Origin of the sequence: Pseudalkalibacillus hwajinpoensis, from assembly GCF_015234585.1 — a bacterium.
Taxonomy (GTDB): domain Bacteria; phylum Bacillota; class Bacilli; order Bacillales; family Guptibacillaceae; genus Guptibacillus; species Guptibacillus hwajinpoensis_B.
Genome location: NZ_JADFCM010000008.1, coordinates 873,176 through 894,147, shown reverse-complemented (window position 1 = coordinate 894,147; position 20,972 = coordinate 873,176). Strand labels below are relative to the sequence as shown.

Below are 20,972 nucleotides of genomic sequence, written 5' to 3'. Positions count from 1 at the left end.
TTTCAATCTCTCCTTAAAACCTTCAATACATCATTTATACAACGATCCATTTCATCATATTGATAGCTATTCTTCACAGGCACATCGAGCTGCTCTTTTACAATTGATCCAATAATATGGCTTTTTTCTAAAAGATGAAGATCTTCGGCATCTCTTATAATAGCAACCTTAGGATAGCTTTCCTCTTTATAGCCTTCTATAAGAATAAGGTCAACATCAAACATTTCATATAATCGTATTAACTGATTAAGATCCCATTCATTTTCTTGCGTTGCTTGAACGGATACCATTCCACCACCGCTAACTCCGGTCACTGTAGCACCAGCCTCGCGATGACGCCCCGTGTCTTTATTCTGATCACTGACGTCAGGAGCGCCATGCCCGTGATGCTTAATAACGCCAACCTTCCTACCAGCTGAGGTAGCCATTTCTATAAATTTCTCCGCAAAAAGCGTTTTTCCGCTATTTTGATAACCGATTACTTGTAAGATTGGTAAACTCATTAGGACTCAGATCCTTCCTCGCGTAAAAGAAGGAGATCCACGGTATCACCCGCTTTAAATCCTCGCGTTCCACCGGGTAGTACGGTGAAAGCATTGGCTTCAGCAAGTGACGTGACGCTTCCTGATTTATCAAGACCCGTTGGCTTTACATATATACGCCCTTCCCTTTCCTCTGTCTTACTTCGTACAAATCGGGTAAATGGATTCGGTTTAGGAAAATCAGTTAGTAACGTTCCTTTACTTCTCATACGATAAGGGAATTTCGAGAAAAGGGCACGCTTGATGATTGGTCTTGCGAATAATTCAAATCCTACAAAACAAGCGGAAGGATTCCCAGAAAGACCGAACAAGAGTTTACCATTCCATTCTGCTACAGTCGTTACACTTCCTGGTCTCATGCCTACTTTATTAAATAAGACGGTTGCCCCTAATTTTTCATAAATAGCAGGAAGATAATCATAATCACCTACAGAAACGCCCCCTGTTGTAATGAGAAAATCGACTTTACTTAACGCTTCTTTTACAGAAGTAAAACACGTCTCAAAGTCATCATCGAGCTTTCCAAAATAAAGGGGTACGCCTCCAGCGGCTTTAACTTGACCTTCAATCATTGGGGAGTTGCTATTACGAATTTTTCCTGGTTGAAGAGCTTCTTCAGGGTTCAAAAGCTCTGTACCTGTCGCGTATATTCCCACTTGTGGTTTACGAGCAACGGGCACATTCGCATAGCCAAATGTGGCAAGAAGTGCTTTCACACCTGGTGTAATCCGTGAGCCTTTCTCAATCAATACTGTACCTGCTTTTGTATCTTCTCCTTGTAAGGAAAGGTTGTCTCCTTTCGCTACTTTTCGTTTCAGCTGGATAAATGACTGACCATCCTCCTCCACTTCTTGAACAAGCTCAAGCATGATCACAGCATTCATTCCTTCTGGTATTGCTGCTCCTGTCATAATCCGAATCGCTTCATTTCTTTCTGGAACTTTTGATGCAACCGTTCCTGCTCCTATTTCTTCAATTACTTTTAATTGAATTGGATTGTCTCTTCCTGCTTCGTATGTATCTTCTGCTCTTATAGCAAACCCATCATAAGGGGAACGATCAAACGGCGGAACATCATGATCGGCTTTCAAAGCAACACCGAGATGACGTCCGTCGCTTTCTTCTAGCGGAACCGTTTCGATTTTCCCTTCATAAGAGAGGTTCATCACTTTTTGAACAGCTTCTTCTACAGTGATTGGCTTCCTTCTCTCTACCATCATCTCATCTCCATCTGTTATGATTTTCCTCTTCATTGTAACAAAGATCAAGACTCTAGAAGTAAAATTCGAATGAATAGACACTGCACTGAATAGATTGTTAGTGATGCATCTTATATGGAAAGGAGTGATGATCATGCCTCAAAATCAATATCGGGTAAAGCCAGGCGATACACTGCTTAGAATTGCGGATTCTCATAACCAATCGGTCAATGAACTCAAACAAATCAATCAGCTGAACTCAAATATTATCTATGTAGGTCAAATGCTACGGATTCCTTCTGCAACTGATTATCCATCTTACACAGTTCAACCCGGAGATACATTGTTAAGCATAGCCGACCGCTTTCAAATTCCTGTTCAAGAAGTAAAAGAATTAAATCAACTGCCATCTAACCTCATCTACGTTGGTCAGCATCTTAATATTCCGGCAAGCCGCTCAATGCGAATCAATTATACAGTAAAAGCAGGAGATAGCCTTTATCAAATTGCAATGAACAACAATACAACACCGAAGAGTATCAAAGTATTGAACGACTTAACAACAGATGACCTTTCCATTGGCCAAACGCTTAAAATTCCAGTATATACAGAAGTTGTCGTAAAGGCAGATCGGGCGAATGTCAGAACTGGTCCTGGTAAAGGGTATAACATCATTGCTCAGATGAGAAATGGGGCTAAGCTCGCTGTCGAAGGCATTCGAGGAAATTGGTACAAAGTGCAGCTATATGATGGCACGAGCGGATGGATCTCTGATAGCCTCGTTACCTTTAATGCATATGGTGATGAGTTGCCTGTATCAAGAATTATCGGATACTATACGCTTGAAGAAGGTCCATCCCTTCCTTCTTCGTATAAGTCGTTCGTGTCTAACCGTTCTGCCCTATCTCAACTTGCTTTATTTCTGTTTCGAATTAGCGAGTCAAATCCAACAACGATTGAGAAGTTTGGAAAGTTTAGCGATAGAGAGATCGAGAAACTCGTTCAACTGGCTCATGATCAAAACATCAAAATTATGCCGGTTGTTCATAACCTGCTATACAAAAAAGGCGATACCGAACCGAGTAAGAAAGTTGTTCAAACACTCGTTTCAAGTGAAGAAAATCGTCGCGCATTTGCACTAAACTTAGTTAAATTAATTGAGAAGTATAATTTCGATGGAGTTGACATCGACATAGAGGATGTTTATATCGAAGATGCGGATAAACTAACGCTTCTCTATCAGACAATCGGGGAAGAGCTTCATAAGAAGGGATATTTCTTTTCAGCAAGCGTTCCATCGAGAGCATCAGATGAGCTAGTGAATCCATTTTCAGACCCATTTAACTATGCCGAAATTGGTAAAGCTGTTGATCAATTTATTGTGATGCTCTATAACGAATTTGGCTGGCCTGGCAGTCCAGCTGGTCCTGCAGTAACGGCTGGGTGGATGAAAAAAGTAATGACTTATGCTAAAACGAGAATCCCCCCTGAGAAATTAGTATCCGCTATCTCTGTATTCGGATTTGACTTCAACCTTGATACGGATAAGAGCACTTATGTCACTTATGACATGGCAATGAAACTGAAAAAGAAACACAATGCAGAAGTTCAATTTAACGAGGAACGTCAAACGCCATTTTTCAGATATAAAGATGAAGAAGGAAATCAGCACGAGGTTTGGTTTGAAAATGAACAAAGCATTGAAGCAAAAATCCGCTTAGCTAATGAACTTGGTGTCCAGGGCGTAGCGCTATGGAGATTGGGTATGGAAGACCCTGCTATTTGGAATATGATTAATGACAAGATCATTGTGGAACGAACGGAATAGAAAACGTCATTCTCTCATCCTCGCTTACTTTAGCGATTACTCATACCCAAAATAAAAAAAAGGAAGAGGAGCCCCTCTTCCTTTCCTACTTTCATTATCTAATGCCTAACGCAATTTTTGCATAGCGTGACATGTTATCTTTTGACCATGGTGGGTTCCAAACGATGTTAACATCCGCATCGTTCACTTCTTCCACGTCAGATAGCGCGCGCTTTACATCGTTAACAATTGTACCAGCTAATGGGCAACCCATTGCTGTTAATGTCATAACGACTTGTGCAACACCTTCATCATTTAGATCGGCTTCGTATACGAGGCCAAGATTCACGATGTCTATCCCAAGCTCAGGGTCAATAACATTCTCAAGAGCTTCAAATAATTTATCTCTCATTTCTTGATCTGTTTGTTCAGACATAGCATTCTCTCCTTTCATACATGTACTTCCAACCTTCATTATAACAAATTGAGGTTTAACTTAAACCGAAAAGCCTTAATTCTATAAATGAGTTTTAAACCAATCCACTAAAGCAAGGACAGCTTCACGTGAAACTTTATGGCCAGAAGTCTCATCTTTAATAAACTTCAGGCGGTCTTCTGCCCCTTCATAGAGCGGTTTAATCTGGTTATAGAAATCGTAGGTAAGGGTATAAGGAACAACTTTATCGACTGTACTATGCCACATCATTAGTGGACGACCATTTAGTTTATCTTCTTGAAGAGAAAGATCATAGGACTGCAATCCTTCAATTTGTGTTATCATCTCTTCTTCAGAGATAGGGAGACTAAACCCTTCTTCCTTTAAATATCGTATTTGTGCATTCGCTAATTTGAAATAAGAAGGTGAGCCCATTAAAGAGACGGCGGCTTTAATCCAAGGATACTGTGTAAGGGCACCGAATGTAAGGATTCCGCCCATGGATGTACCAGACATACCGATTCGGTCTTCTTGAACGAGGTTCCGGTCCACAAAATGCTGCCTTAGCTGATCAAGTTCTGTTAAGCTTTGAATCACAATTTCCCAAAACACATATTGCCTCTTTTTCCCTGATAGGTCATCTTCACGTTCACCATGATGCACAGCATCAGGCAGAAGAACACGATAGCCTTCGCCTGCTAGAAGATAAGCGATGTGAAGATTATGTTCTTTTGCACTAGTAAATCCATGTTGAAACATAACTAATGGCAACTTATCATCAGCAAGGTTAGCGTCCACTATGTGTAAGACAGGTATATTCTCTATGTATTCATTAACAATTGTTATCATCATCTTGCCCCTTTCCTTTAGCAACCATTATTCTCCTCTATCGTACCACTCATATAGTTGATTGAGAAATTTAAGGACAGCCTAGAAAACATAAAAACATGCAAGCAGTCGCTTGCATGTTCCGTTTGTTAATTTTTGATTTGCTCTTCGTGACTTTTTTCAACTGATTTCATATTTTCAAGCTTATTGTAGTATTGAGTTGGAAACTGTGATCCCTCATACACCATCTTGCTATCGCCACTATCATCTGACTGATCCGGTGTTGTTGGATTTCCCGCCTTCTCAATTGGTAAGGTATCGTTAAACTTCTTAGTCACTTGCTTCCGAATATCGTTAGCTTTTGATTTTAATTTCGTTCTCTTCTCTTCATCCTTAAGTAAATAGGATGAAATGCCGATTGTCCCTGCCGCGATACTTGATATTAGCAATGTCTGTTTCTTAGTCATAATCGACTGCCACCTCCAATGGAATGATAGTTAAAGTGTACCCTTCTTAACAATTCCTCAAACGGCTATCATATCCTTTTAACATTCTTGTCAAAATTTTAATATTCCTAAATAGACACATATCTGGATGCCATGTACAATTAGTGTGTAAACACTAAATGACACTTTTCAAAGGAGCTTCTATGACAACTAAACCGCATCTAATCGCAATTGATCTTGATGGCACGTTGTTAAACAGCGAAAAGAATATTTCTGAACGCACAAAATCCGTTATTGCCGAAGCTAGAAGACAGGGACACCATGTTGCCATCGCAACAGGAAGGCCTTATCGAGCAAGCGTGCGCTATTACAATGAATTGGCGCTTGATTCTCCAATTGTTAATTTCAATGGAGCTTTTGTTCATCATCCTCTTGATCGCTCATTCGGGACGTATCACTCACCAATGGAATTAAATACGGCTAGATCGATCGTCTCTTCTTGTACTGAAATTAACGTAAAAAACATCATGGCCGAAGTGTTGGATGATGTTTATTTGCATCAGCATGATGAGCTGATTATGCAAAATATGATTATGAACGAATCCTCTATCTATACAGGTGAGATTCACAAAAACCTTAAAGACGATCCTACATCTCTTCTCATTCATCCACATGAACAGCAGCTCGCTGATCTTCGCTCAATGTTAAAAGAGCATCACGCAGAGATGATCGAGCATCGCGTTTGGGCTGCTCCTTTAAACATTATTGAGATTGTTCGAGCAGGATTAAACAAATCAGTAGGACTTAAACGGTTAGCCGAGCATTTCAATGTCCCTCAAGAAAGAATCATTGCCTTCGGGGATGAAGATAACGATCTTGAAATGATCGAATATGCTGGAACTGGCGTGGCGATGGGCAATGCGATTACTGAATTAAAAAATATATCTAACGAAATCACGATGACTAATGAAGAAGATGGTGTTGCTTCCTTCCTTGAAGAAAGGCTAAACATTATCCTACCTGATAAAAGACAGCTATCCTAAGCTGTCTTTTTTGTTTAATGAAATCAGGATGAAGATCGAATAATTACTGATCGATGAACTCATCCTATAAAAGAAAGGGAGGGATTAATCATGGCCAAGAATAGTAAAACAAAGAGAATGGTAAAAGAAGGTGCGGATCGAGTTGTCCAAAACATGGACCAACACGACCTGACAAGCTTAAGCAATGAACAACGTAAGAAACAACAACAAGAAAATTTGTCAGGTGGTGAATAACGATGGGTAATCGTCATTTTCAGCTTGCTCGAGAAGCCGTTGCAAAAGCGGAGCAAATGGCTGCAGGTCATCCAGAGTTGCAAAACCAAATCGATGTGGCCCAAAATAATCTTTCTGCAGCTTTTCACCAATCTACAAGCGCAGAAAAAGAACAGCTCACATCTTACCAGGCAGTTATACAAGAACTTAGCCATGAATCATCCAATAAACCCTTTTAGTTTCCACGAAGAAGAACCCGTCACCGGCGACGGGTTCTTCTTCGTGGAAATGCGTTCATCTATAGTCACACCACTTTAAAAAAGTTTTATGACCGGTTTAAATTTTGTTCGCCTGCCAAGCGAATTCAGTACTTCTTTTGTTATCAGCTTATATCCTTTTGCATTTAGCTGGAGACCGTCTTTTTCATAAAGCATTTTACTTTTCTTATTTTCTCGAATCAATTGCCAGAGATCAATATGTCTTGTTCCAAGCTTATTTGCTAAATGTTTTATTCGATCAGCATAACCCTCTATTTTCTGATTTGTCATTGAGACATTTCCTTCATTCATCACTGGTGATGGTGAAATAAGAATAACCCGTTCTGAAGGGAGATTATTAACCATGTACTCAATATTTCTTTCAAACTCACTCAAATCTGAACTTTGTCCTAAACAAGCTTCTTGCGTTCCAAAGAAAATGGTTACATAATCCGGTTTGTAGCTGAGAACATCAGACTGAAAACGCGATACCCCTTCTCTAGAAGTTGGGGTTGAACCTGCATTAATCACGATCCATTCATCAAGAGCCCCTCTTATCCTTGATGTAAGACGTTCGTTCCCTTTATCATCTACTTCCCTCGCTGTTAGGCAGTCGCCAAAACAAACAAGTACAGGCATATCTTTCCTCCCCCTTTCGTTCCGTTGTTACCAGTTCTTCAAAATGGCTGTTCGAAAATTGCCTTGCTCTACTATCTCTTGAATTTCAACTATCACTTCTTTTTCAAAAATTGGGCCGTTCCATACAAACGTATGAAATTCTCCATTTTCACCGCACGGATCCACGTTATTTGGAAGGGATTGAAGAAAGTTATCATCAAATGGTTTCCCTACCCAATCAGGAGAAATTTTTGACTGATCAACTGTTGTGATCACTGCTTTAAAACCTGTCGCGATGAATCTTTTTGCCGTATGTAGAGTGGAATGTTGCCACAATGGGTATATGCCCTCCAGTTTGCAATCCTGTAAAAGCGTTTCCCGATAATGACGAATATCATCTAGAAATAAATCAGCGAATACGACCCCTTCTATTTCTGCTTCTTTAAACACCTTATATTGATTGCTAACAAGTTTCTCGTATTGCTTATTCGTACAGTTATCTGGTAAATTGGTTATCGTTAGAGGCAGACCAATAGCAGCTACCTGCTTTTCAAGCAACGCTGTATGTACGCCATGAAAAGGAATGGCACCATTTGTTTCGTTAATGGTTGTCCATAATCCTTTCACTTGAAGATGTGATTGCTTTAAACAATCGAATAAAGCTATGGCGCTGTCCTTCCCAGAGCTCCATGAAAAAATTAAATTCAATGTATTAGCTCCTTTCTTACTCTATATAGACGAATGGAAAAGGCTGAATGTTTCAAATATCTTGAAATTAATTAAAAACTTTATTCAAACCTTCTTAAAAAGGGATTGAAGTGTTTGAAGTCGAAACAGTATGACGGAGGTGGAACGGTAATGAATGTGTATCAATTATCCAGCCAGACAGATGAAGACATGATTGAAAAGGTTTCAAAGTTATTAATGAAGCAAATTACTCGTTCTGATCAAGATGGAAGCTACGATAAACTCGTTAAAGGAGTAAAGCTTGCTCTTGATGAACAGACAGCATCACGAATCGTTGTCGCAGAGTCTGATGACGAAGTCCTTGGCGTCGCGTTTTTTAATATCGGCGTCAGCCTCTCTAGTGGTGGTCCATATATTTGGTTAAATGAATTATTTGTTGATCCAGATGCACGAAATAGAGGTATTGGTAGGAAATTACTACTTCATGTGATTTATTGGGCTGAGAATGAAGGGATTAAGGGGATTGAACTTGAAACAGGAATTCATAACGCTGTTACAAAACACCTATACAATTCCCTCGGTTTCCATGACATTATTTCAAAAAGATACGGGTTTACCTTCTCTTCTTAAAGATTATTTGCTGCAAGAGTTGTTTCTGATACACTAAGAGATGGTAGAGAAAGGAGGCGTTTATAAAATGGAATTACGCGTAGATCGTACACCAAACCCAAATGCTATTAAAATTACGGCAGATCAACAGCTTTTCGAAGGAACTTCAAGCCATTCTTTCAAGAAGAATGACAATCCTGATCATCAAATGGCTGCTGCACTTCTTAAATTAGATGGTGTTGATAATGTGTTTGGATACCAGGATTTTATTACAATTAATAAGATGCCAGAGGCAGATTGGGATACATTACTTCCAGAAGTAAAAGAAACAATCTCTCATAACGCATAGAAAAAAGTTCCTCGGATTTCCGAGGAACTTTTTTTGTGTTGTTAAGTAGTAGGTGAGATGTTTCAATCATTTACTGGGGAACACAAAGGGCGTGTTCTTTTTGTGAGGCTCCAGCGCTTGTCGAGGCTAATCGGGCACTTCCGCTTTTCTTGTCTAGCTGCAGTGAGCAGGGACTCGATCGCTTCAGCCCTTCATCCGAACACAAAAACCGTGTTCAAATGAAGGGCCTCCAGCGCTTGTCGTCCCTAAACGCTCACTTCCGCTTTTCTTAACCATCCGTTCTAAAGAATCCGAAGATGCCTGTGGTGTTGACTATGTTGGTGAAGGCGGTCGGGTCGATGTCTTGGATGATGTGCTCGAGGTCGTATAGTTCATAGCGTGTGACGACGATCATGAGCATTTCTTTGTCTTCTCCTCTGTAGGCACCTTTGGCAGGGAGCTTGGTGATTCCTCTAACAAGTCGGTCATGAATAGCTTTTTGCATTTCATTTCCTTTGGAAGTTACGATCATTGCTGTTAATTTTTCGTGACGTGTGTGAATGACGTCGATTACTCGAGAAGATACGTATAAGGTAACGAGCGTATAAAGAGCTTTTTCCCAGCCATAAAGCATTCCTGCGGTGAGGATAATCAACGCGTTCATGCTGAAGAAATACGTACCGATTGGACGGTCTTTCATGCGGGATAGAATCATGGCTACGATGTCCATTCCTCCGGTGGAAGCCCCCCATTTTAATGTAAAACCGATACCAATTGCTGCAATGACTCCGCCAAACACTGCATTTAGCAGGATATCTTCTGAAAGAGCCTGTACTGGAATGATTTCAAGGAAAAAGGTAGTAGCTCCAACACTGATAATACTATACAATGTAAAAGATTTACCAACTTTCTTCCATCCCAGTATAGCTACAGGGATATTTAGTAACATAAGTAAAATACCCGTTGAGATTGAAATTGGCGTATAATCACTTAGTACGCTAGAAATCAGCTGTGCGATACCAGTAAAACCACTAGCATAAACATTGGCAGGGATAAGAAATAAGTTCAGAGAAACTGCACCAAGGATCGCACCTAAGAGAATCACAATAATTTTTTTTACTTCTTCCAATAAGAACACCTTCTTTTTTGAAACAGAGATTTAACTCGTTTGCAGAATATAAGTAGAGACTGATCCAATTGACAATATTCACTCTCAGGATCCGATCTTTATAAGTGACGATTAGGTAAAGCCACATCTACTAAGCCATGTATATCTAATCAAACTATCTAATCTACGTCAACTGTTTTCTATTCAACCCCATCAATAGGATTGATTTCCTCTTTGCTAATGGGATAAACTTGATTATAACAAACATTCATTTACATACTGACTTAAAAATGAAGAAGGGACGATCGTCCATGACAGTTAAAATCATTACAGATAGCGCCTCGGATTTGCCAGAGGATCTCGCACGAAAGCACGACATCGACATCATGCCACTAATGGTCATTATCGGAGATCAGGAGTATTATGACCGTGAAGAGATCCAAGCAAAAGAGTTATATAAGACTTTGCGAGAAGGTACAATGGCCAAAACGTCGCAAATTCCTCCAGCACGGATACGAGAGACATTTACGAAATACGCTAAAATGGGTCAGCCTTTTATTTATATTGCGCTATCTTCTGGCATTTCAGGTACATACCAATCCGCTGCCATCATAAAAAATGAAGTACAGGAAGAATACCCTGACGTACAAATGGAGGTCATTGATTCCAAAGCCGCTTCTCTCGGCTACGGACTTATGGCGATCCACGCTGCAGAGCTTGCTGAAAAAGGTGAAGGATTTGAGCAAATATCAGAAAGCTTAAACAGCAAGTATTTAACGCACATGGAACACATTTTCACAGTAGACGACCTGGAGTTCCTTCAGCGCGGCGGTCGCGTCAGCAAAGCTTCGGCCTTCTTTGGTGGAATGTTAAAAATCAAACCAGTGCTCCACGTTGAAGACGGGAAACTTGTTCCGATTGAAAAAATTCGTGGTAAAAACAAAGTCACAAAGCGTATGGTTGAGATCATGCAGGAACGCGGCGTTAACCTTCAGTCTCAATTAATCGGCATATCACATGGAGATGACCTTGAAAGCGCTGAAAAATTAAAAAGTGCGATTCAAGAGACATATGGGAGTGAGCACTTTGTCATTCATGAAGTAGGCGCTACGATTGGCTCTCACTCAGGACCAGGAACACTTGCATTGTTTTTCTTAAATAAATAACTTCCTTTTACATAGGATGTCGCATAATCGCGTACTCTATTATTGTGCATGGCAATCCTAGCAAGGGAGGACTTAACGTGACATCAACAAAAGATAATAATAAAAAAGCAGTTGATCATAATGCTAAACGAATGTTGAAAAACAAGTTGAAAGAAGAAAACCGTGAAGGCGGGAAACACCAGTATTCTAAAGATACTGACCACTTGTAGAGATCAAGCAATGAAAAGAAACCGGCTAACCAGCCGGTTTCTTAATTTCTAACATCTGTGATATCAAAGTAAGGAAATGTTAGACCACCCCAATAAGCAAGAGAAAAACCTACCGTAATGTAGAGTATAAAATATGCATCAACTCTAGAGAAGGTCTGTTTGTAATAATAAGTTCGTTCCTTATTATTGAACTGCTTCGCTTCCATGGCAACTGCAATGCGATGAGCTCTACGAATACTTTGAGAAAGCAATGGCACCGCATAAAGCGTCACAGACTGCATGATTCGAGCGAACCCTTTTTTCTTTTTTATACCTCTAATAAGTAATGCGGCTCTTAGCTGTTGGAATTCCTCCATCATAACAGGAAGAATCCGAACAGCAGCCATAAAGCTATAGGCATACCGAGGCGGTACTTTAAGCTGTTGAACGAGGGAATAGAAGAGAAATACTGGCCTCGTTGTCAAAGCGAATAGAAGTCCGAGCAAGGCGAAATTTAAAGCTCTAAACCCGATGTGAAGACCTCGAAAGAAGCTCTCTTCTGTAATATGAACGATTCCCCACTTCCACCAAGTCGTTGTCCCTTGACCAAAGAACATCATACTAGAAGCACTTGAGAAAAATAATAACAAAAATGGAATCATTAAGATCGCTAGTATCTTTTTCTGATGTCCTGTGGCGAACAAGACGAGAATTAATGGAACCACTGTTACATTGCTAATCAAATTTGGATTGTGAACGAATAAAAGAAGGATAAATAATGCTAAAATGAACACCAATTTAAAAGCAGGATTTAAACGATGAAGCCATGTTTCTTTATACTGTAGAGTCCACTGCATGATGCTCCCTCTCTTCCCTTCTCAGAAGATCTCGATCAGCGGTTAGCTTCCCTTCTTCAATGATCCATTCTCTCGTTCCATAATTTTGAACAATCTTCTCATCATGTGTCACCATGATGATGAGCATTCCCTTTGACCTTAACTGTTCAAATAAAGCGAGCAACTTAAACGTATTACTTGCATCTTGTCCAAATGTTGGTTCGTCTAACAAAAGAATCGGTTGAGAACCAAACATGGCCGTTCCTACGCTTAACCTTCTTTTTTGCCCCGTAGAAAGCTGGTACGGATGAAGAGTTCGCACTTGCTTAAGATCATATGCTTCAAGCCACTGACCTACTTTTTGATCTACTTCCACGTCTCCTATCATTTCAAGAGAATAAGCAAGTTCATCATAGACAGAATTCGTGACAAATTGAAACTCTGGATTTTGAAAAACAAATGCTAGCTGTTCACGGGAAGCTTTGATCGATTTTAATTCCTGATTCATTACTCTCTTTTTCCCGGACGTTTTCATCACATTCATTAAACTTAAAAGAAAGGAGCTTTTACCTGCTCCATTCTTTCCGGTTACAACAATCCATTCTCCCTCATGAGCTGATCCATTTTGCACTTCAATTTTAGGGAGTTTGCCTCGATACCCTTTTAACTGATTAATCTCAAGAATTTCTTTCCCTTTCATATACGGAGCAGGAAGGTTTTTTTCATTTGTATGTTCTTCCCATACGCCAGGATACCAAATCCCATATTCCTTCATCTTATGTTTATGAAAAGAGAAGACACTTTTTGGGTCAGCATCTGCGATAATCCTTCCCTCTGAATCCAAAAGGACGATGCGATCAACAAAATCGATCACTTCATCAATCTTATGCTCAACGATAATCATGGTTTGTGTAGCATTAATTTGTTTAATTGTTTTCCATACGTCAGAAGTACCTGCAGGATCAAGTAATGCAGTCGGTTCATCCAAAAAGATCACCTCTGGCTCAAGTGCAAGCATGGATGCAATGGCTAGTCGCTGTTTCATCCCTTGTGAAAGTGAATTAATCTCAATATGCGGATCCTGAAAGGAAAGACCTACCTTTTCAAGATAATGACGAATTAACCCTTCCATTTCAGGTTGCGGGACAGCACGATTTTCCAATACGAATGCCATCTCTTCATCCACATATGGCATGCAAAACTGAGAATCAGGATCTTGAAATACAACGCCTGAAGATGCTGGTATGCTTTTGGCGTCTGCCTTCATAGGCACTGGAACGGCATTTGGAATTAAACCAGATAATATCTGAAGAAGAGTTGACTTACCACAACCGCTCGGACCAAGAAATAAGACCTTTTCCCCTTCTGCAATCTCAAGAGATAACCTATTAAATAACAGTGTGTCCGCTCCCGCATATTTCACACGAAGGTTTGATACACCCACTTTCATATAACCACTCCTTACTGATCTAACGCCTTATAATCTTCATCACTTGCTGGTCTAACCAAGCTAGTAACTCCCGTTTTCTCTAAAGCCTCTACTAGGAAATAAGCAAGTAGTCCAGCTAATAGAAAGCCTCCAATTAACCTAGCACCAATGAGAAGAAGTAAATTCCATAGAGCGAGGTCCATCACATATCCGTAGGCGGCATCCATGACAATGGAGCCTACTGCAGCAGCAATTCCTCCAAGCGCCGCAACAAATGCGGTGTATCGTTTATAGCCAAATAAGGCAAACATTAATTCCGTTCCTAACCCTTGAACAATTCCATATAGAAGAACAGATAATCCATATTCTGAACCTACAAGAAATTCACCAGAAGCTGCAGCCGTTTCTGCAAGTAGTGCCACACCGGGCTTACGAAGTAGAAGCACTGCCACTGTTCCCGCAATAAACCACATCCCGTAAATCACATCACCAATGTGGAGACCAAATGGTTTAAAGATGTTATAGACCGGTCCCCACAGTTTATAAATAATCCCAAAAACAAGGGCAATCACGATCGTAATCAAAATGTCCGAAAGCTTTAGTCGTTTCATACGCGCTCACCTTTTTGGAGGGAGACTGGCCACTCTTCTACTTGATAAGCCATTTCCCAGAAACCATATTCCAACTGACAGCTAAGAATAAAATAGTCCTTGATTCGCTTTAATTCTCTTTCAGGTGCCGTCTCTGCCCACTGATCGAGAATTTTTCTTAGTTGATCCGTCACTGGTTCCATTGACTTCTCTCCGTAAAACGTAATCCAATCATAAAAAGGATGATCTTCTTTAGGATTAACCTCTTCCATTAGACGTTGACCAATCTCAAGGTAAGTCCATGGGCATGGCAGAAGGGCTGCAACGATTTCTCCGAGCGTACCTGAATGAGCAGCGTCGAGCATATGCCTCGTATAATGGTGTGCCGTAGGGGAAAGGGGATAGCCTTGCAGCTCTTCATAAGTGACGCCTGCAACTCGACACAAATTATTATGAGGATGTACCTCACTATGGAGTACAAATGATATTTGTTCAGTAAAGAGCGCCATCTCTTCTCGATTTTCGCATTTTGATAGCGCAATACCGTAGATTCGAACAAATGTATTCAAATATTCAAAGTCCTGCTTTACATAATGAACAAGCTGTTCCTTCTCTAACTTTCCCCCCGCAATTCCTCTTACAAATGGATGGTTAAAAATCGCTTCAAAAATTGGTGCTGCTTCCTCTCTTAACTGTTCAGTAAACGACATAAAAAAACTCCTCTCCGCTTTTCATCCAACTGATGAAGAGGAAAGGAGCTTGAATGCCGTTGTTCCGTCATTTTTGGAGATTTAGAAATACTTGTAAGCATTCCTTACTTCTACACGTTTAGGAAATCAAAACGTATAAAAGCCGCTCCAAAAATGGAGCGGCTGCAGTGGCATCCGTCTCCACTTTCCTCCGCTGGCGCTAACCAGATCAGGTTCAAAGGGTCCAGGACATCCTGTCTCAGTCATATAAATGACTCCCCTAGTGGATATATAAAAAGCTTTTTTGAATGTTAGTTTGATAACTATTAAGCTACTCTTCTTTCACACCTTTGTCAACCATTACTGGAAGTTCAATTACAAAAGTTGTTTTTTCTGGATTTGATCGCACTGAAATTACACCTTCATGCTTTTCAATGATTTGCTTGCAAACAGACAATCCAAGACCTGTTCCGAGTTTTTTTGTACTAATGAACGGTTGAAAGATACTTTCAACTAGATGCGATGAAATTTGCCGGCCGTTATTGGAAATTTCAATCGTGATCCGTCCATGGTTTTCTATTGCGCTCATCTCAATTTTTCGATGATCGATTTTATTTTCATTTAACTCTTCAATCGAGTTAATCATAATATTAAGAATGACTTGTTTGATTTGTTCTTCTACACCGAACAGTGGAATGTCTGGAGTAATGGCTGTTTCCACTTCTATGTTTGATTCTAGTAGTCTTGGATAAAGAATTTCAATGGTATATCTTAATAATCCACTTAAATTTAATGATAGGGGACGGTCGTCGCTCCCACGCATTTTTGATAAGAAAAGAAATTGACTTACCTTCTCTTCTAGACTTTTCATTTCGCTATTGAGGATTTCGAAATAGTGTTTCTCGATCGAATTATTAGCATCACTATCATCTTCTAATAATTTTAAAAATCCTTTAATGGAGGTAAGAGGATTGCGAAATTCATGAGCAAAGCTCGCACCTAGCTGACCAAGAATGGTTAAACGATCACTATGCATTTCCTGTATAAATTTATTTTTATCATGAATGATATTATCTTTAACCTTCGTGTATTCCGTTACTGAATGATACGAATAAGCATTAAAGTAATTATTAATGATTTGAAGACCTTTCGACAGTTCATCTCTATCAAATGATGATTCGTTTAAGACAGAGATCACAACTGATCTCCCAAAATTAATATTCGCAATAAACTCTCCGATATTAACATTTGCTTCAATTCGCTCATTCGCAATTTTCTTAGTTAATGTCATAATCCAGCTTTCATCCTGAAGGCGAATATAACGAGAGATAAGTTCAACCGTTCGTTTCCCATTCTTAATGATTTCTTCATAATAAGGATCCTCTTGAGAAATTTTCGCGCCAAGCAGCCACTTTTCTACAATTTCGGGCTGACTTTGTTCCAAAAACGACGCAAACCGTTCTTCAAATTCAGATTCGATTAAATCAAAATTCATACCTCTCGCCTCACAAACTACATTATAGGTTTGTTCCATTTTATCATGTAATGCAAATGTCATCATTATATTCTCAGACTTTAGGTTTAGAAATCCTCTCTATTGGAAATTCCTTACACATATATATAATTTGAAAGGAGTTATCCCATGAGACCCGATTTTAGACAAACGGATGGACAACCAGCACAACATCAAAATCATCAGCCAGGATCTCAGCAAGAAATGAATCCAAAGCCCTTAATGGAAGACCAAGATTATAAAGGAACAGGAAAATTAACGAATAAAGTCGCTCTCATTACTGGAGGAGATAGTGGGATAGGTGAAGGCGTTGCGATTGCTTATGCAAAAGAGGGAGCAAAAATCGCCATTGTCTATCTTGACGAACATGAAGATGCGCAACATACGAAGCAAAAAATCGAAGAAATCGGAAGCGAATGTTTATTATTGCCGGGAGATATCGGGAGTGAAGTTTTTGCTTACAATGTGATTAAACAGGTGATTGATCATTTCGGACAGCTTGATATTTTAATTAATAATGCAGCAGAACAGCATCCCCAACAGGGAATAGAAGAAATTAGTGCTGAACAGCTCGAAAAAACATTCCGAACCAACGTTTTTTCCATGTTTCACCTGACGAAAGCCGCTCTTCCCCATCTAAAAAATGGAAGTGCAATCATTAACACTTCCTCCGTAACCGCCTATGAAGGCAATGAACAGCTGATCGATTACTCTAGTACAAAAGGCGCGATCACAACGTTCACAAGAAGTCTCGCAAAGTCGCTCGTTGGAAAAGGAATTCGTGTCAACAGCGTTGCACCTGGTCCTATTTGGACACCGCTTATCCCTTCCACCTTCTCAGCAGAAAAAGTGAAAAACTTTGGAACAAATACACCTATGGGGAGACCGGGTCAGCCAGAAGAATTGGCTGCGGCTTACGTTCTTCTTGGTTCGGACGGATCTTCTTATATGACCGGTCAAACCATTCACATTAATGGTGGACAGTTCTTAACATCTTAAAACCTCCTTTGGGAGGTTTTTTATATTATTTACTCTATAAAAAATGATTTTTAAGATTCAATTGGACAAGAGTTTATACGTCATTTTACTGCATTCATATAGTATAGAGAAAACAATTTTAGACTATATTTGAACACGTATGTTCAATAGGGGTTGTCATTATGGCTTTTATTAATCGATACTCCACCCGAACGTGTGGAGCCATGACATTTACAGGAAATACATTAGGATTAAGTCAGTTACTAAATGCTAACCAGGCAGGTACTCAAGGAAGTATCGGAGCATTTATTACAACCGATACAACACTTCAAGTGCCAACTTTTCCACCAGGAACCACTCTTGATTATACATTAAATAACTCAGAGGCCAATCTCGTATTACCAGCTGGAAGCACCGTTTTATATGCTGAATTAATCTGGGGAGGGAATTACCTTTCAGTAAACGAAGACATTACATCTGAAATTAATAATTCTGTTACCTTCACTGATCCAAATGGGACTGACTTCACAATTAGCCCCGATCCAACAACTAGTAATGAACCTACATTTACTTTTGGACCAAACACGAGAGGATTTTACATGCGTTCCAATGATGTTACATCAATTGTTCAAGCAGCTGGTGCTGGTACATACACCACTGGTGGCGTACCAGGACTGCTTGATCCTCTTCAAGCTTCCACAGCTGATACGAACCATGCAGGGTGGACGCTAGCCGTTGTTTATGCGAATAGTTCATTACCAAACCGATCTTTGAATTTATTTGTAGGCGCCGATGGGATTGTAATTAACCCAGCGAATCCAACTATTGATATTCCCATTTCAGGTTTTATGACTCCTCCTTCAGGAACGGTAGATGCTCGTTTACTCATCTCAGCTCAAGAAGGAGACGCGAATATAGGAGGAGATCAGGCTCTCTTTGGACCCGATGCAGGTACATTAACCCTTCTCTCAGGACCAAACAACCCAGTAGGAAACTTTTTTGGCTCTCAAATTAATGATGATTCGGGAAATCTTGATACGAGTGGAACATTTGGTAACCGGAACCAGGATCCTTTTACATTAACGAATATTGTTGCTGGAAGACAGGGATGGGATATTACAAACGTCAGTGGTTCTGGCCTATTACCAAACAACCAATCCACGGCTGTTTTTCGCTTCACGTCGTCAGGCGATGCTTATATGCCAAATGCGCTTGGCGTCCAAATTGACGAAGGAGATGCAATATTAGATATTGTGAAGACAGTCGATAAACCGTTCTCGTCTTACGGAGACGTTCTCTCATATACAATCACCATTACTAACAATGGTGTGGTTCCAGCAATTAACGTGATCTTTAGCGATAGCATTCCACCAGGCACGCTTTTTGTTGAGAACAGCTTGTATATTGATGGGGTTCAGTATCCAGGGATCAACCCACAATACGGTGTTGAACTCGATGATATTGACGTGGGTGATAGTGTAACGATTTTCTTCCAAATCATCGTCAAAAGATGTGATTGTTTTGTTAGTAATATCGCTGAAGTAGAGTTTAGTTGTGGGAAAATTGCAATGAGTAACCAGGCTCTATCAACCGTATGTTAACCAATAATAAAAAATCGCAGAGCATCAGCTTTGCGATTTTTTTAATTTATTCTACTCTGATTATAGTAAGAGAAGCTCCTACACCGGAAGCTAAGACAATTAAACTAATCAGTCCAAAAAGCTGAAGAGAAATGACATCTCCTGCAGACAATGAAACAATGGCTTCTGCGCTAAAGTTAGTGACTGCAACAACAGGTGAAATAACTGTTTGACTTAATTGAACCCCATTAACCATTAGCCTAGAACTTATCAGAGTTGCTGCTGTAGTATTTATATGATAAGAAAGGAGATACCTTCCCGTTTCTTGAACTGTAAAAAAAGTGTTTGTCCCATCTACCGTTATAGTTGTTGGTAAACTCTGGGCATCTGGAAGAGAAATATTTGTCCCTCCAACTATCGCATTAATATTAGCATTTGACGTGTTCGCAGCAAATCCTGAAGTGGCTGTAACTGATGGTCCCGGCGGCCCTGGTGGGCCAGGGATTCCTTGCGCCCCCTGTCTAGCAAATACTCCTCCAGGATAACTTCCTCCACAACCTCCACAACCTGAACAACTCATGATAATCACCTACTTTGGAGAATTTGTATTTACTATAGTAAACGCAATACTGGATGGATTTGGAACGGCTGATGATGGCTTGTTCAAAGTTTTTTTCAATCTATATTGAAAATCCCAAAAAAAATAGCCACCTTCGTGGCTATTTCATACTCTCATTCTGGTTAATTGTCCTAACTGTCCAGCGCTCCACAACCTGGTGTGGTACACAAACACGTTTGTTTCCTGACTCAGGATCACTAATTTTCTCTAGCAAACAGTTCACAGCCTGATAACCTAGTTGAAAAATATTAATATCAACTGAAGTAAGCGGCGGACTAGCATATTCAGCGAGCATTACATTATTAAAGCTAATGATAGACACATCCTCAGGAACAGAAAGACCCATCTCATCAAGCTTGCTCATGATACCAAGGGCCATGAGATCATCTGCAACAACTAGCGCGGTTGGAGGATTTTCTAACGAAAATAATTCCATTACCGCTTCCTGTCCGCCTTCTTTTAGAAACTCCACATGAACAACATAATCGTCCTGGAGTGGAATTTCCGCTTCCTGTAGGGCTTTTTCATAACCGTGTAACCGCTCCACGGTTACAACTAGATCTAAATTCCCTCCTACAAATGCGATTCGTTCATGACCTTTGCCAATAAAATGCTCGGTTACATCTTTTGCCGCGTTAAAGTTATCATTATCGACATGAGTGATTGAATCTGGATTCACTAGTGGCTTCCCAATAACGGTAAACGGAAAATTTTGTTCCTGTAAAAACGTCATAATTTTATCGTCGATTCTTGAGTAAAGCATTACAATACCGTCCACTCTGCGCCCGTGAACCATCCCCATTACGCCTTCTAACATTTCTTCTTCTGTTGCCCCAGTGGACATATATAAGGTATATTCTTTTTCATGAGCCTTCGTACTAATACCGCGAAGAACCTCCGGAAAGAATGGATTCTGTAATACTTTATCTGCTGAACTCGGCATAACAAGGCCAATCGTTTGTGTACTCCGGTTCGCTAGACTTCTTGCATTATAGTTAGGGTGGTAGCCAAGCTCTTCCATCGCCTCTCTGACACGACGTTTCGTTTGCTCACTAATTCGTGGATTATTTGCGATCACACGTGATACCGTCGATGGCGCAACATTGGCAAGTTTCGCTACATCTTTAATCGTTACTGCCATTGGGATTTCCTCCTATACAAAGCTTTCGCTTGTTCGTTTCATATGATAAGTAATTGGTCTATCTTAACTATCTAATGATTCATTGTAAACGATTTCTATTGAAAATGACATCTACTATAGAG

25 protein-coding genes and 1 riboswitch are annotated in these 20,972 nt (G+C 40.0%); of the genes, 10 read left to right on the top strand and 15 right to left on the bottom strand.

The window, feature by feature from the left end; all coding sequences use genetic code 11:
- Positions 1-2 precede the first annotated feature (2 nt).
- Together mobB and IQ283_RS16325 are read right to left on the bottom strand one after the other, a co-directional pair.
- Complete coding sequence (mobB, locus tag IQ283_RS16330; RefSeq protein ID WP_194221173.1) at positions 3-503, bottom strand: molybdopterin-guanine dinucleotide biosynthesis protein B; 501 nt, start codon at positions 501-503, stop codon at positions 3-5.
- On the bottom strand, positions 503-1,759 hold the full coding sequence (locus IQ283_RS16325) for a molybdopterin molybdotransferase MoeA (RefSeq protein WP_194222273.1): 1,257 nt from the start codon (positions 1,757-1,759) through the stop codon (positions 503-505). The genes mobB and IQ283_RS16325 overlap by 1 nt, the downstream gene beginning before the upstream one ends.
- 136 nt (positions 1,760-1,895) lie before the next feature.
- Between IQ283_RS16325 and IQ283_RS16320 the strand changes: the two genes are divergently transcribed.
- Positions 1,896-3,569, top strand: coding sequence for a LysM peptidoglycan-binding domain-containing protein (locus IQ283_RS16320; RefSeq protein ID WP_194221172.1), 1,674 nt, complete (start codon positions 1,896-1,898; stop codon positions 3,567-3,569).
- 94 nt (positions 3,570-3,663) lie between these two features.
- Here the strand turns inward: IQ283_RS16320 and IQ283_RS16315 are convergent, their stop codons facing one another.
- From IQ283_RS16315 to IQ283_RS16305, 3 genes are all read right to left on the bottom strand, one after another.
- On the bottom strand, positions 3,664-3,984 hold the full coding sequence (locus IQ283_RS16315; protein ID WP_194221171.1) for a metal-sulfur cluster assembly factor: 321 nt from the start codon (positions 3,982-3,984) through the stop codon (positions 3,664-3,666).
- An 81-nt stretch (positions 3,985-4,065) separates the two neighbouring features.
- Entirely contained in the window at positions 4,066-4,833 is a 768-nt protein-coding gene (locus IQ283_RS16310; RefSeq protein WP_194221170.1) for a prolyl oligopeptidase family serine peptidase, read from the bottom strand.
- Positions 4,834-4,961: 128 nt separating this feature from the next.
- Positions 4,962-5,279, bottom strand: coding sequence for a hypothetical protein (locus IQ283_RS16305; protein ID WP_194221169.1), 318 nt, complete (start codon positions 5,277-5,279; stop codon positions 4,962-4,964).
- Between the two features lie 182 nt (positions 5,280-5,461).
- Between IQ283_RS16305 and IQ283_RS16300 the strand changes: the two genes are divergently transcribed.
- From IQ283_RS16300 to IQ283_RS16290, 3 genes are all read left to right on the top strand, one after another.
- Positions 5,462-6,301: a Cof-type HAD-IIB family hydrolase gene (locus IQ283_RS16300; protein ID WP_194221168.1), complete on the top strand. Its 840-nt coding sequence runs from the start codon at positions 5,462-5,464 to the stop codon at positions 6,299-6,301.
- 90 nt (positions 6,302-6,391) lie between these two features.
- Complete coding sequence (locus tag IQ283_RS16295; RefSeq protein ID WP_194221167.1) at positions 6,392-6,535, top strand: hypothetical protein; 144 nt, start codon at positions 6,392-6,394, stop codon at positions 6,533-6,535.
- 2 nt (positions 6,536-6,537) lie between these two features.
- Positions 6,538-6,753 carry a DUF3813 domain-containing protein gene (locus tag IQ283_RS16290; RefSeq protein ID WP_194221166.1) on the top strand — a complete coding sequence of 72 codons (216 nt, stop codon included), beginning with the start codon at positions 6,538-6,540 and terminating at the stop codon, positions 6,751-6,753.
- 75 nt (positions 6,754-6,828) lie between these two features.
- Here the strand turns inward: IQ283_RS16290 and IQ283_RS16285 are convergent, their stop codons facing one another.
- Together IQ283_RS16285 and IQ283_RS16280 are read right to left on the bottom strand one after the other, a co-directional pair.
- Positions 6,829-7,410 carry an SGNH/GDSL hydrolase family protein gene (locus IQ283_RS16285; protein ID WP_194221165.1) on the bottom strand — a complete coding sequence of 194 codons (582 nt, stop codon included), beginning with the start codon at positions 7,408-7,410 and terminating at the stop codon, positions 6,829-6,831.
- Between the two features lie 27 nt (positions 7,411-7,437).
- Positions 7,438-8,097: a diphthine--ammonia ligase gene (locus IQ283_RS16280; protein WP_194221164.1), complete on the bottom strand. Its 660-nt coding sequence runs from the start codon at positions 8,095-8,097 to the stop codon at positions 7,438-7,440.
- Between the two features lie 150 nt (positions 8,098-8,247).
- Here IQ283_RS16280 and IQ283_RS16275 point away from each other — a divergent pair, with 150 nt between their 5' ends.
- Complete coding sequence (locus IQ283_RS16275) at positions 8,248-8,706, top strand: GNAT family N-acetyltransferase (RefSeq protein ID WP_194221163.1); 459 nt, start codon at positions 8,248-8,250, stop codon at positions 8,704-8,706.
- A gap of 67 nt (positions 8,707-8,773) precedes the next feature.
- Positions 8,774-9,034, top strand: coding sequence for a NifU N-terminal domain-containing protein (locus IQ283_RS16270; protein ID WP_194221162.1), 261 nt, complete (start codon positions 8,774-8,776; stop codon positions 9,032-9,034).
- A gap of 268 nt (positions 9,035-9,302) precedes the next feature.
- On the opposite strand, the gene IQ283_RS16265 is transcribed toward IQ283_RS16270, so the two are convergent.
- Complete coding sequence (locus tag IQ283_RS16265; RefSeq protein ID WP_194221161.1) at positions 9,303-10,151, bottom strand: YitT family protein; 849 nt, start codon at positions 10,149-10,151, stop codon at positions 9,303-9,305.
- 281 nt (positions 10,152-10,432) lie between these two features.
- Here IQ283_RS16265 and IQ283_RS16260 point away from each other — a divergent pair, with 281 nt between their 5' ends.
- Entirely contained in the window at positions 10,433-11,287 is an 855-nt protein-coding gene (locus IQ283_RS16260) for a DegV family protein (RefSeq protein ID WP_194221160.1), read from the top strand.
- 77 nt (positions 11,288-11,364) lie between these two features.
- Positions 11,365-11,496 (top strand): DUF3941 domain-containing protein, encoded by a 132-nt coding sequence (locus tag IQ283_RS16255; protein ID WP_194221159.1) that lies wholly within the window; start codon positions 11,365-11,367, stop codon positions 11,494-11,496.
- Between the two features lie 41 nt (positions 11,497-11,537).
- On the opposite strand, the gene IQ283_RS16250 is transcribed toward IQ283_RS16255, so the two are convergent.
- From IQ283_RS16250 to IQ283_RS16230, 5 genes are all read right to left on the bottom strand, one after another.
- Complete coding sequence (locus IQ283_RS16250) at positions 11,538-12,332, bottom strand: energy-coupling factor transporter transmembrane component T family protein (protein ID WP_194221158.1); 795 nt, start codon at positions 12,330-12,332, stop codon at positions 11,538-11,540.
- On the bottom strand, positions 12,310-13,761 hold the full coding sequence (locus tag IQ283_RS16245) for an ABC transporter ATP-binding protein (RefSeq protein ID WP_194221157.1): 1,452 nt from the start codon (positions 13,759-13,761) through the stop codon (positions 12,310-12,312). The genes IQ283_RS16250 and IQ283_RS16245 overlap by 23 nt, the downstream gene beginning before the upstream one ends.
- 11 nt (positions 13,762-13,772) lie before the next feature.
- Positions 13,773-14,351: an ECF transporter S component gene (locus IQ283_RS16240; protein ID WP_194221156.1), complete on the bottom strand. Its 579-nt coding sequence runs from the start codon at positions 14,349-14,351 to the stop codon at positions 13,773-13,775.
- Complete coding sequence (tenA, locus tag IQ283_RS16235) at positions 14,348-15,040, bottom strand: thiaminase II (RefSeq protein ID WP_194221155.1); 693 nt, start codon at positions 15,038-15,040, stop codon at positions 14,348-14,350. Before tenA ends, IQ283_RS16240 begins: the two co-directional genes overlap by 4 nt.
- Positions 15,041-15,208: 168 nt before the next feature.
- A riboswitch (TPP riboswitch) is annotated at positions 15,209-15,311 on the bottom strand.
- Between the two features lie 39 nt (positions 15,312-15,350).
- Entirely contained in the window at positions 15,351-16,514 is a 1,164-nt protein-coding gene (locus IQ283_RS16230; protein WP_206759485.1) for a histidine kinase N-terminal domain-containing protein, read from the bottom strand.
- 147 nt (positions 16,515-16,661) lie between these two features.
- Between IQ283_RS16230 and IQ283_RS16225 the strand changes: the two genes are divergently transcribed.
- Together IQ283_RS16225 and IQ283_RS16220 are read left to right on the top strand one after the other, a co-directional pair.
- On the top strand, positions 16,662-17,531 hold the full coding sequence (locus IQ283_RS16225) for an SDR family oxidoreductase (RefSeq protein ID WP_194221153.1): 870 nt from the start codon (positions 16,662-16,664) through the stop codon (positions 17,529-17,531).
- Positions 17,532-17,692: 161 nt separating this feature from the next.
- Positions 17,693-19,111 carry a DUF11 domain-containing protein gene (locus IQ283_RS16220; protein WP_194221152.1) on the top strand — a complete coding sequence of 473 codons (1,419 nt, stop codon included), beginning with the start codon at positions 17,693-17,695 and terminating at the stop codon, positions 19,109-19,111.
- A gap of 46 nt (positions 19,112-19,157) precedes the next feature.
- Here the strand turns inward: IQ283_RS16220 and IQ283_RS16215 are convergent, their stop codons facing one another.
- Both IQ283_RS16215 and IQ283_RS16210 read right to left on the bottom strand, forming a co-directional pair.
- On the bottom strand, positions 19,158-19,670 hold the full coding sequence (locus IQ283_RS16215; protein WP_194221151.1) for a BclA C-terminal domain-containing protein: 513 nt from the start codon (positions 19,668-19,670) through the stop codon (positions 19,158-19,160).
- Positions 19,671-19,809: 139 nt separating this feature from the next.
- On the bottom strand, positions 19,810-20,850 hold the full coding sequence (locus IQ283_RS16210) for a LacI family DNA-binding transcriptional regulator (RefSeq protein ID WP_194221150.1): 1,041 nt from the start codon (positions 20,848-20,850) through the stop codon (positions 19,810-19,812).
- Between the last annotated feature and the right edge of the window lie 122 nt (positions 20,851-20,972).